Below are 15,144 nucleotides of genomic sequence, written 5' to 3'. Positions count from 1 at the left end.
GTCACATCCCCGGCCGGGCGCGCGACGCCTGGTGCGTGCGCTGATCCGGCCGGGGATGTGACGCAGGCTCCCCGTCGAAAGCACAGCCCGCCCTGCCGCTCGCGTTAGGACAGCAAGGACAGCGATGCCCCCCACCACCACCGCCTCATCGGGTCAGCAGCCCGGCAAGTCCGGCAGGAAGAAGGGGCGCAGAGCCCGTCTGATCGTTCTCGTCCTCGTCATGGCCGTCATCGGCGGCTTCGCCTACGGCGGCTACTGGTCGGTGAGCACCGTCCGCGCCTCCTTCCCGCAGACCAAGGGCTCCATCGAGCTCGAAGGCCTGTCGGGCCCCGTGGACGTCAAGCGCGACAGCTACGGCATCCCGCAGATCTACGCCTCCTCGGACGCGGACCTGTTCATGGCGCAGGGCTACGTCCAGGCGCAGGACCGCTTCTACGAGATGGACGTGCGCCGGCACATGACCTCAGGGCGCCTGTCGGAGATGTTCGGCAAGGGCCAGGTCGACGACGACGAGTTCCTGCGCACACTGGGCTGGGACCGGGTAGCGAAGAAGGAGTACGACACCAAGCTGTCGGCCTCCACCAAGAAGTACCTCCAGGCCTACGCCAAGGGAGTCAACGCCTACCTCCAGGGCAAGAGCGGCAAGGACATCTCCCTGGAGTACGCGGCGCTCGGCTTCAAGAACGACTACAAGCCCGGGAAGTGGACCCCGGTCGACTCGGTCGCGTGGCTGAAGGCCATGGCCTGGGACCTGCGCGGCAACATGCAGGACGAGATAGATCGCGCCCTGATGACGAGCCGCCTCGGCCCGAAGCAGATCGCCGACCTGTACCCCGAGTACCCGTACAGCCGGAACCAGACGATCGTCCAGGAGGGCCAGTACAACGAGCTGACCCAGACGTTCGAGCAGAACGGCAGCACGGAGAACAGCGGGACGACCGGCACCGGCACTTCCTCGAGCGGCTCCGGAACGTCCACGAGCGGCACCACGGGCACGTCGGCCTCCACCGCGTCGTCGACCTCCTCCTCGGCTGCCTCGGCGCTCCAGAGCCAGCTCTCGGGCCTCTACAACGTCCTGGACGACGTCCCCACGGCCGTCGGCGTCAACGGCCAGGGCATCGGCTCCAACTCCTGGGTCGTGGACGGCTCGCACACCATCACCGGCAAGCCGCTGTTGGCCAACGACCCGCACCTGTCGGCCTCCCTGCCGTCCGTCTGGTACCAGATGGGCCTGCACTGCCGGACCGTCTCCAGCACGTGCCAGTACGACGTCTCCGGCTACACCTTCGCGGGCATGCCCGGCGTGGTCATCGGCCACAACGCGAAGATCGCCTGGGGCATGACGAACTCCGGCGTCGACGTCACCGACCTCTACCTGGAGAAGCTCTCCGGCGACGGCTACCTCTACGACGGCAAGACCAAGCCCTTCACCACGCGCGAGGAGACCATCAAGGTCGCCGGCGGCGAGTCCAAGAAGATCGTCGTCCGTGAGACGAACAACGGCCCCCTGCTCTCCGACCGCTACGACGAACTCGTGAAGGTCGGCAAGAAGGCCACCGTCGACAACGCGGCCCCCGACCGCGGCGACGGCTACGGCGTCGCCCTGCGCTGGACCGCGCTCGACCCGGGCACTTCCATGGACGCCGTGTTCGCGATGGACAAGGCGTCGAACTGGAGCGACTTCCGCGCGGCGGCGGCCCTGTTCGACGTGCCCTCGCAGAACCTCGTCTACGCCGACTCCGAGAACATCGGCTACACGCTGCCCGGCCGCATCCCGATCCGCGCGAAGGGCGACACCGGCGCCATCCCGGCCCCGGGCTGGGACCCCAAGTACGCCTGGACCGGCAAGTACATCGAGCAGGACGAGCTGCCCTACGAGTACAACCCGTCGCGCGGCTACATCGTGACCGCCAACCAGGCCGTGATCGACAAGGACAAGTACCCCTACACGCTCACCACGGACTGGGGCTACGGCACCCGCAGCCAGCGCATCACCGACCTGATCGAGCAGAAGATCAAGGGCGGCGGCAAGGTCTCCACCGACGACATGCGCCAGATGCAGCTCGACAACAGCAGCGAGATCGCCAAGCTGCTCGTGCCCAAGCTGCTGAAGATCGACGTCAAGGACAAGGACGTCCGTCAGGCGCAGGAGCTGCTGGAGGGCTGGGACTACACCCAGGACGCCGACTCGGCGGCGGCCGCCTACTTCAACGCCGTCTGGCGCAACATCCTCAAGCTCGCCTTCGGCAACAAGCTGCCCAAGGAGCTGCGGGTCAAGGGCCAGTGCCTGTGGGTCGACCCCATCACCACCACCGGGCCCGCGGACGAGGCGGACAAGGTCCGCGAGTGCGGCCAGCGTGACGCCGACCAGGCGCAGCCCGACGGCGGCGACCGCTGGTTCGAGGTCGTGCGCAACCTCATGGACGACGAGAACAGCGACTGGTGGAAGACCCCGAAGGGCGCCGGTGACCGTCCCGAGGCCAACAACCGGGACGAGCTGTTCAAGCGAGCCATGATCGACGCCCGCTGGGAGCTGACCGCCAAGCTCGGCAAGGACATCGACACCTGGAGCTGGGGCCGGCTGCACCGTCTGTTCCTGAAGAACCAGACCCTGGGCACCGAAGGTCCCGACATCGTGAAGTACATGCTCAACCGCGGCCCCTGGAAGCTCAGCGGCGGCGAGGCCACGGTCAACGCGACCGGCTGGAACGCCGCGGGCGGCTACGGCGTCGTCTGGGTGCCGTCGATGCGCATGGTGGTCAACCTCGGCGACCTCGACAAGTCGAAGTGGATCAACCTCACCGGCGCCTCCGGGCACGCCTACAGCGCGCACTACACCGACCAGACCGGCAAGTGGGTCAAGGGCGAGTTGCTGGACTGGTCGTTCTCGGACGACGCCGTCGACAAGAGCACGACCGACACCCTGGTGCTGAAGCCGTGAGCCTCCGGCGGTAGAGCGAAGAAGGGGCCCGCCACACGTGCGTGTGGCGGGCCCCTGCGTACGCGAGGAGGACGAGGGGACGCACGCGATCCCATGCGTCCCCCAGATGTTCATGCGCCGCTACGGAAGCGGCGCACGCCCGACGGCGTCACGACCGCGTGCACCAGCCGGTCATGCGCCTCCTCCGGGACATGCGCGACGACCTCGGAGTCGTACAGGAGCACTACCAGCGCCGGTCGTGCGCCCGCGCGCTCCAGGCGCGCAAGCACCCGGTCGTACGACCCTCCGCCGCGCCCCAGGCGCATCCCGCGCCCGTCCACCGCCAGGCCGGGCAGCAGCACGACGTCGGCGCCGGTCACGGCGTCCGGGCCCAGCCGCTCGCCGGAGGGCTCGAAGAGGGCCATTTTCCCGCCGTGCTGGACGCGCGCGACAGAGCCCTCGCCGGTGTAGGCGCCCCAGTCCAGATCGTTGTCCGGAAGAAGCGCCGGGAGCAGAACGCGCACGCCCCGCTCGCGCAGCGCGTCGAGGAGGGTGAGCGTGCCCGGTTCGCTCCCCACCGAGACGTACGCCGCCACCGTGCGCGCACGCGCCAGTTCGGGCAGCTCAAGGGCCCGGTCGGCCAGCGCGGCCGCCGCTTCTCGCACGTCATCGGCCGTCAACCTGTTCCTCACCGCCAGGTATTCTTGCCGCAACGTTCGCTTGTCAGGCTCGGTGGGACGTCCGATGTGACTCAAAATCTGCACCCATACCCTTCTAATACGCTCATATAAGAGCTTATTAACCGGAGCCACAGATTCCAGGCAAAGGCACCGGATAGGGTGGCGAACATGACTCAGTCGCACCCTCGGATCAGCAAGGCTGTCATTCCGGCAGCAGGGCTCGGCACCCGCTTCCTGCCGGCAACCAAGGCCACTCCCAAGGAGATGCTGCCGGTGGTCGACAAGCCGGCGATCCAGTACGTGGTCGAGGAGGCCGTCTCGGCGGGCCTCGATGACGTACTCATGATCACGGGACGCAACAAGCGCCCCCTGGAGGACCACTTCGACCGCAACTACGAGCTCGAGTCCGCCCTCCAGAAGAAGGGCGACGCCAGCCGGCTCGCCAAGGTCCAGGAGTCCAGCGACCTCGCCACCATGCACTACGTGCGCCAGGGCGACCCGCGCGGCCTCGGCCACGCCGTCCTGTGCGCGGCCCCCCACGTGGGCCACGAGCCCTTCGCCGTCCTCCTCGGCGACGACCTGATCGACGCCCGCGACCCGCTGCTCAAGCGGATGATCGAGGTGCAGGAGCAGTACGGCGGCAGCGTCATCGCGCTGATGGAGGTCGCGCCCGAGCAGATCCACCTCTACGGCTGTGCCGTCGTCGAGGAGACCGAGGACAGCGACGTCGTCAGGGTGGGCGGCCTGGTCGAGAAGCCGGAGGCGTCCGACGCCCCGTCGAACTACGCGGTCATCGGCCGGTACGTCCTCGACCCGCACATCTTCGACATACTCCGCAAGACCGAGCCGGGCCGGGGCAACGAGATCCAGCTCACCGACGCCCTCCAGCAGCTCGCACAGGACGAGAAGGTCGGCGGGCCGGTGCACGGCGTCGTCTTCAAGGGGCGCCGCTATGACACCGGGGACCGCGGCGACTATCTGCGTGCCATTGTCAGACTCGCGTGCGAACGTGAAGATCTGGGCCCGGACTTCCGGACCTGGCTTCGCAGTTTCGTAGCCGAGGAGATGTAGCGAGTTGAGCAGCGCCGCGACCCGCCCCACCGACCAGGACCACCTCTGGTCGGTGGACGAACACCTGGAGGACATCCTCGCGACCGTCCGCCCCCTCGAACCCATCGAGCTGCAGCTGCTCGACGCCCAGGGCTGCGTCCTGGTCGAGGACGTCACGGTCCCGGTGTCCCTGCCGCCGTTCGACAACAGCTCCATGGACGGGTACGCGGTGCGGGTCGCGGACGTGGCGGGCGCGAGCGAGGAGTTCCCGGCCGTCCTGGACGTCGTCGGGGACGTCGCGGCGGGTCAGGCGGAGCTGCTGCAGGTCGGCCCCGGGCAGGCCGCCCGCATCATGACCGGTGCCCCGCTGCCGCCCGGCGCCGAGACCGTCGTCCCCGTCGAGTGGACCGACGGAGGCCTCGGCGAGGGCCCGGTGACCGGGATGCGTGCCCGCAGTCTCGCCCCCGAGGGCGCCGAGGGACACGTGCACGTGCACCGGCCCGCCGAGACACGCGCGCATGTGCGCGCCGAGGGCAGCGACGTGCGGGCCGGCGACCGCGCCCTGGACGCCGGCACGGTCCTCGGCCCCCCGCAGATCGCCCTGCTCGCCGCGATCGGCCGCGGCACCGTACGCGTGCGCCCGCGCCCGCGCGTGGTCGTCATGTCCACCGGCAGCGAACTCGTCCAGCCCGACGAGAGCCTCGGCACCGGCCAGATCTACGACTCCAACAGCTTCGCCCTCACCGCGGCCGCCCGGGACGCCGGCGCCATCGCCTACCGCGTGGGCGCCGTCGCCGACGACGCCGAGACCCTGCGCTCCACCATCGAGGACCAGCTCGTCCGCGCCGACCTCGTGGTCACCACGGGCGGCGTGAGCGTCGGGGCGTACGACGTCGTCAAGGAGGCGCTGTCCTCCGTGGGCGACGAGGACGAGCCGGGCAGCGGTGTCGACTTCCGCAAGCTCGCCATGCAGCCCGGCAAGCCCCAGGGCTTCGGCTCCATCGGCCCCGACCACACCCCGCTGCTGGCCCTGCCGGGCAACCCGGTGTCGTCGTACGTCTCCTTCGAACTGTTCGTCCGCCCCGCGATCCGCACCCTCATGGGTCTCGACGACGTCCACCGGCCGCGGACCAGGGCGACCCTGACCGCGGACAAGGCGCTGACCTCGCCCAAGGGACGCCGGCAGTTCCTGCGCGGTGCGTACGCCGACGGCTCGGTCGCCCCGGTCGGCGGCGCCGGATCCCATCTGGTGGCCGCCCTCGCACAGGCCAACGCGCTGATCGTCGTCCCGGAGGACGTGGAGTCCGTCGAGCCCGGGTCCGAGGTCGAAGTGGTCCAGCTCGGCTGAACACCCCTGGTTGGCGGTACCGTGTCGCGCACAACAGGCCGGACCGGGAGCGCCGCACAACCATGAGTACGCAGGACCGACTGACGCACATCGACGAAGCGGGAGCCGCCCGCATGGTCGATGTCTCCGGCAAGGACGTCACCGCACGCACCGCGCGTGCCAGTGGACGTGTTCTGGTTTCACCCCGAGTGATCGAGCTGCTGCGCGGCGAGGGCGTCCCCAAGGGCGACGCACTGGCCACCGCGCGGATCGCGGGCATCATGGGCGCCAAACGCACGCCGGACCTGATCCCGCTGTGCCACCCGTTGTCGGTGTCCGGTGTGAAACTGGACCTGTCGGTCGCGGACGACGCCGTGGAGATCAGGGCCACCGTGAAGACGACGGACCGCACGGGCGTCGAGATGGAGGCCCTCACCGCGGTGTCCGTCGCCGCGCTCACCGTGATCGACATGGTCAAGGCGGTCGACAAGGGAGCGGTCATCACGGACGTGCGGGTGGAGGAGAAGACGGGCGGCAAGTCGGGCGACTGGAGCCGGGCATGACCTATCGCGCTCTTGTGATCACCGCCTCCAACCGGGCCGCCGCCGGGGTCTACGAGGACAAGGGCGGCCCGTTGATCGCCGACGGCCTGAAGCGCTTCGGTTTCACCGTCGAGGGGCCGCAGGTCGTGGCCGACGGGCATCCCGTGGAGGAGGCCCTGCAGGCCGCGGTCGATTCCGGATACGACGTCGTCGTCACCACCGGCGGCACCGGCATCTCGCCCACCGACCGCACCCCCGAGGCGACCCGCGCGGTGATCGCATACGAGGTGCCGGGCATCGCGGAGGCCATCCGGGCGTTCGGACGGGAGAAGGTGCCGACCGCCGCGCTCTCCCGGGGCCTGGCCGGGGTGGCGGGACGCACACTGATCGTCAACCTGCCGGGTTCCAGTGGCGGGGTGAAGGACGGACTGGCCGTTCTGGAGCCCCTGTTGATGCACGCCGTCGACCAGATCCGCGGCGGCGACCACCCGAGACCCGGCCCCGGCAGTGGGGGTGCGAGCTGAACAGCCCATCCTGGCCCGTCGTACTGGCGGACGGCGATGTCGTCCTGAGGCCGATAAAGATGCGTGACCAGCGGCTCTGGCGTGAGGTCAACCGGCGCAACCGGGACTGGCTGCGCCCCTGGGAGGCGACCATTCCGCCGCCCACCCCGAGCGGGCCGATCGCGCACCGGCCGACCTACCGTCAGATGGTCCGCCACCTCAGGTCCGAGGCGAACGCGGGGCGGATGCTGCCGTTCGTCATCGAGTACCGGGGGCAGCTGGTCGGGCAGTTGACGGTCGCCGGAATCACCTGGGGCTCGATGTGCTCGGGGCACGTCGGCTACTGGGTGGACCAGTCGGTGGCCGGCCGCGGCGTGATGCCGACGGCCGTGGCGCTTGTCGTGGACCACTGTTTCCGCACGGTCGGCCTGCACCGCATCGAGGTCTGCATTCGCCCCGAGAACGGGCCCAGCCGTCGGGTCGTCGAGAAACTCGGATTCCGCGAGGAGGGGCTGCGGCCGCGTTATCTCCACATCGACGGCGCCTGGCGGGACCATCTCGTGTTCGCGCTCACCGCGGAAGAGGTGCCCGACGGGTTGCTCCGACGCTGGCAGCGGGCACGCTCCAGGAGTACGCCGCACGACAATCCCGCATAGGAATATGTGTTCGAAAATGATCGGTGCATGACCGTCTCGGGTCATTGAATTCACGACTCATGCGGCCTGCTGATCGGATCGGTCACAAAAAAAGCTCGAAATATCAGCCAGATCGTGCGACACACCGGCGCAATTGGCAGATGGCCTCACGCAAACCCCTCTACCGTGTGAGGCGTGAGCAGCAGCGGCCTCATCTACGCAGTCATTGTCGGGGCCTGGGCCGCCTACTTGGTGCCGATGTGGCTCCGTAGGCAGGACGAGCTGAACGAGGCCCGTCCGACGGAACGCTTCAGCACGGCCATCCGGTTGCTGTCCGGACGGGCGGGCATGGAGCGTCGGTACGCCAAGGACCTGCGCGCGCGCTCCACCGACGAGGGGGAGCACGGCGCCGACGAACCGGATGCCGTCACCGAGTCGGTGGACGTCCGGGCCTTCGCCATGCCTCCGACCCGTCCGCAGGCCCAGGCGACGGTCCAGCCGTCGGCTTCGGAGCGCCGGGAGGCGCCGCGCGAGCCCGCGCGTGAGGCCGGCAGGGAAGCAGGGCGGGAAGCAGGGCACGGCGAACCGGCTCGCGCGAAAACGAACACGCCCGCGCCCGAACACGGTGGCGCGCCGACGCGCAAGCAGGCACCCGTGTCCGCCGCCTCCGCGCAATCCCAGGCTCAGACGCATGCCCCCGCACCCCGGCGCACGGCCGCCGCGGAAGCGGCCGCGGCGCGCGCCCGGCGCACGAAGGTACTCGCGCGCCGACGGCGTACGACCGTGATGCTCTTCCTGGCCTTCACGCTCGGCACGATCGTCGCCGCCGTCGGAGGACTCGCCTTCCTGTGGGCGCCCGGCGTGCCCGCCGTGATGCTCAGCGCGTACATCGCGTACCTGCGCTCCCAGGAACACCGTCGCTTCGCCTACCAGATGGATCGGCGCCGGGCCGAGGCCGCCGCACAGCGACTGCGGGAGCGCGCGCGCCAGCCGCGCCGGCGCGCGTCCGTGAGCACCGGCGTGGACGCCGACGAACCGGAAGAGGGACCAGCGACGGAGACCGATCCCGGACTCTCGGCGCTCGCCGCCGACCGGCGCGCCCTCGTCGAGCAGACCGACCACGCCGAGTGGATCGACCAGCAGCGCGAGCGGCAGCACAGGCCGGGGCACGGCGACAGCTGGGACCCGGTACCGGTGCCACTGCCGACGTACGTGACCGCGCCGGTCGCTCCGCGAGCCACCTCGAACGTGGACCTCGGGGCGCCGGACGCGTGGAGTTCGGCGCGGTCCAGCAGTGCCGCCACTCCGGAGCAGTCGGGCCAGGAGGCGACGCCCGTCGCGGAGGACGGCGGATCGGATGAACTGCCGGACGACGCGGAGGACAAGCCGGCGGTGGGCGACCGCAGCGACGCCCGTCGCGCCGCCTCCGCCCGCCGTGCACGCGAGCGGGGCCGTACGCCGCTCTTCGACCAGTACGAGGAAGGCGACCGGCCGCGCGCGGCCAACGAGTGAACGGACGGGGCGGGATCACCGCGCCCTGACCAGCCGGGAACGGATTTCCAAGCACCCGGACGGGGATGCTAGAGTTTCACTCGTTGCAAGGGCCTGTGGCGCAGTCTGGTAGCGCACCTCGTTCGCATCGAGGGGGTCTGGGGTTCAAATCCCCACAGGTCCACGCATCATGAAGACCCGCTCCTGATTCAGGAGCGGGTCTTCTGTCATGTGGGCGGTGTCCTCACAGCGGCTTCGCGAAGCACCTGCTGTCCTCGTGGAAGCGGTAGTAGCCGAACTTCACGCACGGCTCGTAACCGCTCGACGTGTACAGGGCGATGGCCTCCGGCTGCTTGTTGCCGGTTTCCAGGACCATGCGGCTGCGGCCGGCCGTGCGGGCGTTGTCCTCCAGGGCGGCGAGGATGCGGCGGGCGAGGCCCCGGCCGCGCGCCACGTCGACGACGTACATGCGCTTGAGCTCGGCGTCGCCGTCCAGGTTGCCCTCGCCGTTCGCGTTCCGGGCGCGCCAGCCGCCCGTGGCCACGGGGGCGTCCGTCTCGTCGTACGCGATCAGGAAGACGCCGTTCGGCGGCTCGAAGTCCTCCGGCGCCAGGGTCGTGGCGTCGCCACCGTCGCCGTAGCGGACGTGGTACTCGGCCTGTACCTGGTCGTTCAGCTTCACGGCGTCCGGGTGGTCGAAGGGGACCTGGCGTATGTGCATGGTCATCACCATAAATTGATCAGATCGGCAAGAGAGTCCGATCCAGTGTGCCGGTATCGTTCGCGGGTGCTCACTGTGACCTCCGCCAATGTGAATGGACTGCGCGCCGCCGCGAAGAAGGGCTTCGTGGAGTGGCTCGCGGACACCTCCGCCGATGTGCTCTGCCTGCAGGAGGTGCGCGCCGAGCCGCAGCAGCTGCCCGAGGGCGTCCGTGCTCCCGAGGGCTGGCATGTCGTGCACGCGCCCGCCGCCGCCAAGGGGCGCGCCGGTGTCTCGCTTTACACCCGCCGTGAGCCGGACCGCGTCCGGATCGGCTTCGGGTCGGCGGAGTTCGACACCAGTGGCCGCTACGTCGAGGTCGACCTGCCCGGTGTCACCGTCGCCTCCCTCTATCTCCCCTCCGGCGAGGTCGGTACCGCGCGGCAGGACGAGAAGGTCCGCTTCATGGACGAGTTCCTCGTGTACCTGAAGAACCTGCGCGAACGCGCTGCCGCCGACGGCCGTGAGGTCGTGGTCTGCGGCGACTGGAACATCGCCCACCAGCAGGCCGACCTCAAGAACTGGCGCGCCAACCAGAAGAGCTCCGGGTTCCTGCCGGAGGAGCGGGCCTGGCTCAGCCGCGTGTTCGACGAGACGGACGGCGGTTACGTCGACGTCGTGCGCGCGCTGCACCCGGACGTCGAGGGGCCGTACTCGTGGTGGTCGTACCGGGGGCGGGCCTTCGACACGAATGCGGGTTGGAGGATTGATCTCGCGGTTGCGACCCCAGGCCTCGCGGGCAGGGCGGTCAAGGGGTTCGTGGAGCGGGCCGCCAGCCATGATGAGCGGTGGTCGGACCACGCTCCCGTGACGGTCGTCTTCGACATGTGACACGCGGTTCGGGTGAGGTGAACTCGCTGGGTTCTAGCCCTGTTTGCGCAACCGCCGGTCCAACGCCAGCGACAGCTCCGCCTCCACCACGCTCCGCGCCAGCGGGCGCAGGCGGTGGAGGTCGTCCTCTCCCGCGTGCCGCAGGACGAGTTCGGCGAACATCTCCGCCAGGGCGTCGACGTGTTCGCGGACGTGTTTGCCGGCGGTCAGGACCTCTGCCAGCGGGATGCCCTCGCGGACCAGGGCCGAGGAGACGTCCAGGAGGCGGCGGCTGATGTGGACGATCTCGTCGCCGTCGGTGCCGAGGTAGCCGAGCTCCATCGCGGCGGCGAGGTTCTCGGGGGTGACCTCGCCCTCGAAGCGGGCGGCGAGTTCCTCGGGGGTGAGGCGGACCGGCTCCTCCTCGGTGGGGGTGTCCAGGCCGACGAGGTCGGCCACGTCCCGGCCGTGTTCGAGGGCGTCGGCGAGTTCCGCGATGCCGGTGAGGGTGTGGCCGCGTTCCAGGAGCGCGGCGATCGTGCGCAGCCGGGCCAGGTGGTGGTCGTCGTACCAGGCGATACGGCCCTCGCGGCGGGGCGGCGGGATCAGTTTGCGTTCGCGGTAGAAGCGCAGGGTGCGCACTGTGATGCCGGCCAGGCGGGCCAGTTCCTCCATGCGGTATTCGCGCTTGTCCGTCACGGCCGCAGCCTATGTCGTACCCCCGGTAACTTTCTTTCCCCCCGCCCCCTACCCATCGGTACGGAGCTGCTCTACCCTCCCATTGCGCCAGTGTTCACTGGCAGAGTCGGGCAGGGAAGGCATCGGCATGGCCGAACACGAGCATGTGCGGGTGGCGGTGGTCGGGTCCGGATTCGGTGGGCTGGGGGCCGCCGTACGGCTGCGGCGCGAGGGTGTCACCGACTTCGTCGTGCTGGAGCGGGCCGCCAGTGTGGGTGGTACCTGGCGGGACAACAGTTATCCGGGGTGTGCCTGCGATGTGCCCTCCCACCTGTACTCCTTCTCCTTCGCGCCCAACCCGGACTGGCCGCGCACCTTCTCCGGGCAGGACCACATCCGCGCCTATCTGGAGCATGTGACCGACGTCTTCCGGCTCCGCCCGCACATCCGCCTCGACTCCGAGGTGAAGCGGATGACCTGGGACAGCCAGCAGCTCCGGTGGGACATCGAGACGGCCAGTGGCAATCTCTCGGCCGACTTCGTCGTCTCCGCAACCGGGCCGCTCTCCGACCCCAAGATCCCCGACATTCCCGGCCTGGACTCCTTCCCGGGCAAGGTCTTCCACTCCGCCCGCTGGGACCACGACTACGACCTGCGCGGCAAGCGGGTCGCCATGGTGGGGACCGGCGCCTCGGCCATCCAGATCGTCCCGGCCGTCCAGCCGCTGGCCCGGAAGGTCACGCTCTTCCAGCGCACCCCGCCCTGGGTGATGCCCCGCATGGACCGGGCGATCAGCGGCGCCGAGCGCTGGCTGCACCGGCAGCTGCCCTTCACCACCCAGGCCCGTCGCGGACTGCTGTGGGGGATCCGGGAGTTGCAGGTCCAGGCGTTCACCAAGCGGCCCAACGAGCTCGGTGCGGTGGAGCAGCTGGCCAAGCGCAACATGGCGCGTGCCATCAAGGACCCGGCCCTGCGCGCCAAGCTCACCCCCGACTACCGCATCGGCTGCAAGCGGATCCTGCTGAGCAGCGCGTACTACCCGGCGCTCGCCCAGCCCAACGTGGACGTGGTCGCGAGTGGGCTCAGCCGGGTCGAGGGGTCGACACTCGTCGCCGCCGACGGCACCGAGGCCCAGGTCGACGCCATCGTCTTCGGTACGGGCTTCCACGTCACCGACATGCCGATCGCCGACCGGGTCGTCGGCGCGGACGGGCGCACGCTCGCCGAGGCGTGGAAGGGCGGGATGGAGTCGCTGCGAGGCGCCTCCGCCGCAGGCTTCCCCAACTGGATGACCATCATCGGGCCCAACACCGGTCTCGGGAACTCCTCGATGATCCTCATGATCGAGTCCCAGCTGAACTACCTGGCGGACTTCGTACGGCAACTCGACGTCCTGGGCGGCCGGGTGGCCCTCGACGCCCGGCCCTCCGCGGTACAGGACTGGAACCAGCGGGTGCAGGAGCGCATGCAGCGCACGGTGTGGAACACCGGCGGCTGCACCAGCTGGTACCTGGACGCGAACGGCCGCAACAGCACGATCTGGCCCGGCACGACGACCGAGTTCCGGCGGGCGACCCGGCGGGTGGACCTCGCCGAGTACGAGGTGCTGCGGGTACCGGCGCACGCGGAGGCGACCGCCGTATGAGCCGTCAGACGCACGTGGTCTCCGGGCCGTACGCCCCACCCGTCCCGGTCCGCGAACTCACCGCCCTCTCCGCCGACGGCGCGCGCCTGCACGTGGAGGTGCACGGTCCCGACGACGCGCCCCCCGTCGTCCTCGCTCACGGCTGGACCTGTTCCACCGCCTTCTGGGCCGCCCAGATCCGCGAACTCCGCGTCGACCACCGGGTCATCGCGTACGACCAGCGCGGCCACGGACGCAGTCCGGCGAGCCCTGCCTGCAGTGCGGACATGCTCGCCGACGACCTCGAAGCCGTACTGCAGACGGCCCTCGGGGCGGGCGCGAAGGCGGTGATCGTCGGTCACTCCATGGGCGGCATGACCGTCATGGCCGCCGCCGAGCGGCCCGCGTTCCGTGCGCACGCGGCCGCCGTCCTGCTGTGCAGCACCGGTTCGTCGCGGCTGGTCGCCGAGTCGACCGTCGTACCGATCCGGGCCGGGCGGCTGCGCACCTGGCTGACCCGGCACGTCCTCGGGGCGCGGGCGCCGCTCGGGCCGGTCACGCCGCTCGCCCGGCGGATCCTCAAGTACGGGACGATGGGCCCCGGTTCGGCCCCGCACATGGTGGAGGCGTGCGCGCGGATCGTGCACGCCTGTCCGCGCAAGGTGCGCCACGCCTGGTCGCAGGTCCTCGATCTGCTCGATCTGGACCACGGCGTACGGCGGCTCACCGCGCCGACGGCCGTCCTCGTCGGTACGGCCGACCGGCTCACCCCGCCGGTGCACGCACACCAGTTGGCCGCAGCACTGCCCCACTGTCTCGGAGTGACCGAACTGCCCGGTGTCGGCCACATGACGCCCATCGAGGCGCCCGAGCCGGTCACCGCGCGGATCCGGGAACTCGTCACCACCTACGTACAGGTCAAGGAGGGCGCATGAGCAGGGTTGGGCTCGAAGGACAGGTCGCGGTCGTCACGGGGGCCGCGCGGGGCGTGGGCGAACTGCTCGCCCGCAAGCTGTCGGCGCGCGGGGCGAAGGTCGCGCTGGTCGGCCTGGAGCCGGACGCGCTCAAGCAGCTCTCCGGACGGCTGCACGGCGACAGCGACCACTGGTACGCCGACGTCACCGATCACGAGGCGATGACCCGGGTCGCGCGGGAGGTCAAGGAGCGGTTCGGGAAGGTCGACATCGTGGTCGCCAACGCCGGGGTCGCCACCGGCGGCCCCTTCGTCGACTCCGATCCGGAGGCGTGGCGGCGGGTGATCGAGGTCAACCTCATCGGATCGGCCGTCACCGCACGGGCGTTCCTGCCGGTGCTGATGGAGAGCCGGGGGTATCTGCTGCAGATCGCCTCCCTCGCGGCGATCACCCCGGCGCCGATGATGACCGCGTACTGCGCCTCCAAGTCCGGTGTGGAGGCGTTCGCGCACAGCCTGCGCGCCGAGGTCGGCCACAAGGGCGTGCGGGTCGGGGTCGGGTATCTGTCGTGGACCGACACCGACATGGTGCGCGGGGCCGACCAGGACGACGTCATGCGGGAGCTCAGGCAGCGGCTGCCGTGGCCGGCCAACAAGACGTATCCGCTGGGGCCGGCCGTCGAGCGGATCGTGGCCGGGATCGAGCGGCGGTCGAGCCATGTGTACGGGCAGGGGTGGCTGCGCGGGATGCAGGGGATGCGCGGGTATCTGCCGGGGCTCATCGGGACGGTCGGGCAGCGGGAGATGCGGCGCTTCGGGGAGCGTCTGGAGGGGATGCGGGTGGGACTCGTCGGTGCAGGTGGGGCCGCGGATGAAGAGGCTCGCGCTACGCACCGTGACTGATCGAAATGCGTACTTTGTCCGGGCGTGTGAATCTGGTCGAGGCCCCGGCCAGGGGCCTTTCCCCTCACCCCCACGGGAGTGAACCCACATGGGTATGAAGGACCAGTTCCAGGACAAGTCCGAGCAGTGGCAGCAGCAGGCCAAGCAGAAGGCCGAGCAGGCCAAGCAGCAGGGCCAGCGGGGTCGTCAGGGTCAGGGCCAGGGCCCGGACCGCGACCGCATGCGGGACGAGGAGACCGAGCGGCTCCAGCGCGAGGAGCAGGAGCGGCTCGATCCCGACTACGACATGTAGTCACTGCTTGACGCGT

General features: G+C 70.1%; 15 protein-coding genes and 1 tRNA gene. 13 read left to right on the top strand and 3 right to left on the bottom strand.

The window, feature by feature from the left end; genetic code table 11:
* Positions 1 to 124: 124 nt before the first annotated feature.
* Positions 125 to 2,941 (top strand): penicillin acylase family protein, encoded by a 2,817-nt coding sequence (locus RNB18_RS48320; protein ID WP_311720530.1) that lies wholly within the window; start codon positions 125 to 127, stop codon positions 2,939 to 2,941.
* Between the two features lie 110 nt (positions 2,942 to 3,051).
* Here RNB18_RS48320 and RNB18_RS48315 read toward each other — a convergent pair whose 3' ends face one another.
* Positions 3,052 to 3,600 (bottom strand): 5-formyltetrahydrofolate cyclo-ligase, encoded by a 549-nt coding sequence (locus RNB18_RS48315; RefSeq protein WP_266563572.1) that lies wholly within the window; start codon positions 3,598 to 3,600, stop codon positions 3,052 to 3,054.
* A 168-nt stretch (positions 3,601 to 3,768) separates the two neighbouring features.
* Here RNB18_RS48315 and galU point away from each other — a divergent pair, with 168 nt between their 5' ends.
* The 7 genes from galU (at position 3,769) to RNB18_RS48280 (ending at position 9,332) form a co-directional block, all read left to right on the top strand.
* Positions 3,769 to 4,671, top strand: a complete 903-nt coding sequence (gene galU, locus RNB18_RS48310; protein WP_266563574.1) for a UTP--glucose-1-phosphate uridylyltransferase GalU — start codon at positions 3,769 to 3,771, stop codon at positions 4,669 to 4,671.
* Positions 4,672 to 4,675: 4 nt separating this feature from the next.
* Entirely contained in the window at positions 4,676 to 5,998 is a 1,323-nt protein-coding gene (gene glp, locus RNB18_RS48305; RefSeq protein WP_311720529.1) for a molybdotransferase-like divisome protein Glp, read from the top strand.
* A gap of 62 nt (positions 5,999 to 6,060) precedes the next feature.
* Entirely contained in the window at positions 6,061 to 6,540 is a 480-nt protein-coding gene (gene moaC / locus RNB18_RS48300; protein ID WP_266518136.1) for a cyclic pyranopterin monophosphate synthase MoaC, read from the top strand.
* Complete coding sequence (locus tag RNB18_RS48295) at positions 6,537 to 7,043, top strand: MogA/MoaB family molybdenum cofactor biosynthesis protein (protein ID WP_311720528.1); 507 nt, start codon at positions 6,537 to 6,539, stop codon at positions 7,041 to 7,043. The genes moaC and RNB18_RS48295 overlap by 4 nt, the downstream gene beginning before the upstream one ends.
* A complete protein-coding gene (locus tag RNB18_RS48290) occupies positions 7,040 to 7,678 on the top strand; it encodes a GNAT family N-acetyltransferase (RefSeq protein ID WP_079072327.1) in 639 nt (212 codons plus the stop codon). Before RNB18_RS48295 ends, RNB18_RS48290 begins: the two co-directional genes overlap by 4 nt.
* Before the next feature lie 174 nt (positions 7,679 to 7,852).
* Entirely contained in the window at positions 7,853 to 9,169 is a 1,317-nt protein-coding gene (gene sepX, locus RNB18_RS48285; protein ID WP_311720527.1) for a divisome protein SepX/GlpR, read from the top strand.
* Between the two features lie 89 nt (positions 9,170 to 9,258).
* Positions 9,259 to 9,332 (top strand) — tRNA-Ala (locus RNB18_RS48280).
* Between the two features lie 60 nt (positions 9,333 to 9,392).
* Here RNB18_RS48280 and RNB18_RS48275 read toward each other — a convergent pair.
* Positions 9,393 to 9,869, bottom strand: coding sequence for a GNAT family N-acetyltransferase (locus RNB18_RS48275; protein ID WP_311720526.1), 477 nt, complete (start codon positions 9,867 to 9,869; stop codon positions 9,393 to 9,395).
* Positions 9,870 to 9,935: 66 nt separating this feature from the next.
* Between RNB18_RS48275 and RNB18_RS48270 the strand changes: the two genes are divergently transcribed.
* Positions 9,936 to 10,739, top strand: coding sequence for an exodeoxyribonuclease III (locus RNB18_RS48270; protein WP_311720525.1), 804 nt, complete (start codon positions 9,936 to 9,938; stop codon positions 10,737 to 10,739).
* Positions 10,740 to 10,772: 33 nt separating this feature from the next.
* Here the strand turns inward: RNB18_RS48270 and RNB18_RS48265 are convergent, their stop codons facing one another.
* A complete protein-coding gene (locus RNB18_RS48265; protein WP_311720524.1) occupies positions 10,773 to 11,417 on the bottom strand; it encodes a MerR family transcriptional regulator in 645 nt (214 codons plus the stop codon).
* Positions 11,418 to 11,544: 127 nt separating this feature from the next.
* Between RNB18_RS48265 and RNB18_RS48260 the strand changes: the two genes are divergently transcribed.
* The 4 genes from RNB18_RS48260 to RNB18_RS48245 all read left to right on the top strand — a co-directional run bounded on the left by RNB18_RS48260 (position 11,545) and on the right by RNB18_RS48245 (position 15,128).
* Positions 11,545 to 13,041, top strand: a complete 1,497-nt coding sequence (locus RNB18_RS48260; RefSeq protein WP_311720523.1) for a flavin-containing monooxygenase — start codon at positions 11,545 to 11,547, stop codon at positions 13,039 to 13,041.
* Positions 13,038 to 13,955 carry an alpha/beta fold hydrolase gene (locus tag RNB18_RS48255; protein WP_311720522.1) on the top strand — a complete coding sequence of 306 codons (918 nt, stop codon included), beginning with the start codon at positions 13,038 to 13,040 and terminating at the stop codon, positions 13,953 to 13,955. The genes RNB18_RS48260 and RNB18_RS48255 overlap by 4 nt, the downstream gene beginning before the upstream one ends.
* Positions 13,952 to 14,836, top strand: a complete 885-nt coding sequence (locus RNB18_RS48250; RefSeq protein ID WP_311720521.1) for an SDR family oxidoreductase — start codon at positions 13,952 to 13,954, stop codon at positions 14,834 to 14,836. The genes RNB18_RS48255 and RNB18_RS48250 overlap by 4 nt, the downstream gene beginning before the upstream one ends.
* 88 nt (positions 14,837 to 14,924) lie before the next feature.
* Entirely contained in the window at positions 14,925 to 15,128 is a 204-nt protein-coding gene (locus tag RNB18_RS48245) for a hypothetical protein (RefSeq protein ID WP_266563589.1), read from the top strand.
* The last annotated feature ends 16 nt before the right edge of the window (positions 15,129 to 15,144 follow it).

The sequence above is a fragment of the Streptomyces doebereineriae genome, from assembly GCF_031845645.1.
Taxonomy (GTDB): domain Bacteria; phylum Actinomycetota; class Actinomycetes; order Streptomycetales; family Streptomycetaceae; genus Streptomyces; species Streptomyces canus.
This window is presented reverse-complemented; position numbering and strand designations above follow the sequence as displayed.

Bases quoted from the DNA above. Each gene is read 5' to 3' on its own strand.
- RNB18_RS48250 (WP_311720521.1), top strand. From the start codon at position 13,952: ATGAGCAGGGTTGGGCTCGAAGGACAGGTCGCGGTCGTCACGGGGGCC.
- RNB18_RS48295 (WP_311720528.1), top strand. From the start codon at position 6,537: ATGACCTATCGCGCTCTTGTGATCACCGCCTCCAACCGGGCCGCCGCC.
- RNB18_RS48320 (WP_311720530.1), top strand. From the start codon at position 125: ATGCCCCCCACCACCACCGCCTCATCGGGTCAGCAGCCCGGCAAGTCC.
- moaC (WP_266518136.1), top strand. From the start codon at position 6,061: ATGAGTACGCAGGACCGACTGACGCACATCGACGAAGCGGGAGCCGCC.
- RNB18_RS48255 (WP_311720522.1), top strand. From the start codon at position 13,038: ATGAGCCGTCAGACGCACGTGGTCTCCGGGCCGTACGCCCCACCCGTC.
- RNB18_RS48245 (WP_266563589.1), top strand. From the start codon at position 14,925: ATGGGTATGAAGGACCAGTTCCAGGACAAGTCCGAGCAGTGGCAGCAG.
- RNB18_RS48275 (WP_311720526.1), bottom strand. From the start codon at position 9,869: ATGCACATACGCCAGGTCCCCTTCGACCACCCGGACGCCGTGAAGCTG.
- galU (WP_266563574.1), top strand. From the start codon at position 3,769: ATGACTCAGTCGCACCCTCGGATCAGCAAGGCTGTCATTCCGGCAGCA.
- RNB18_RS48260 (WP_311720523.1), top strand. From the start codon at position 11,545: ATGGCCGAACACGAGCATGTGCGGGTGGCGGTGGTCGGGTCCGGATTC.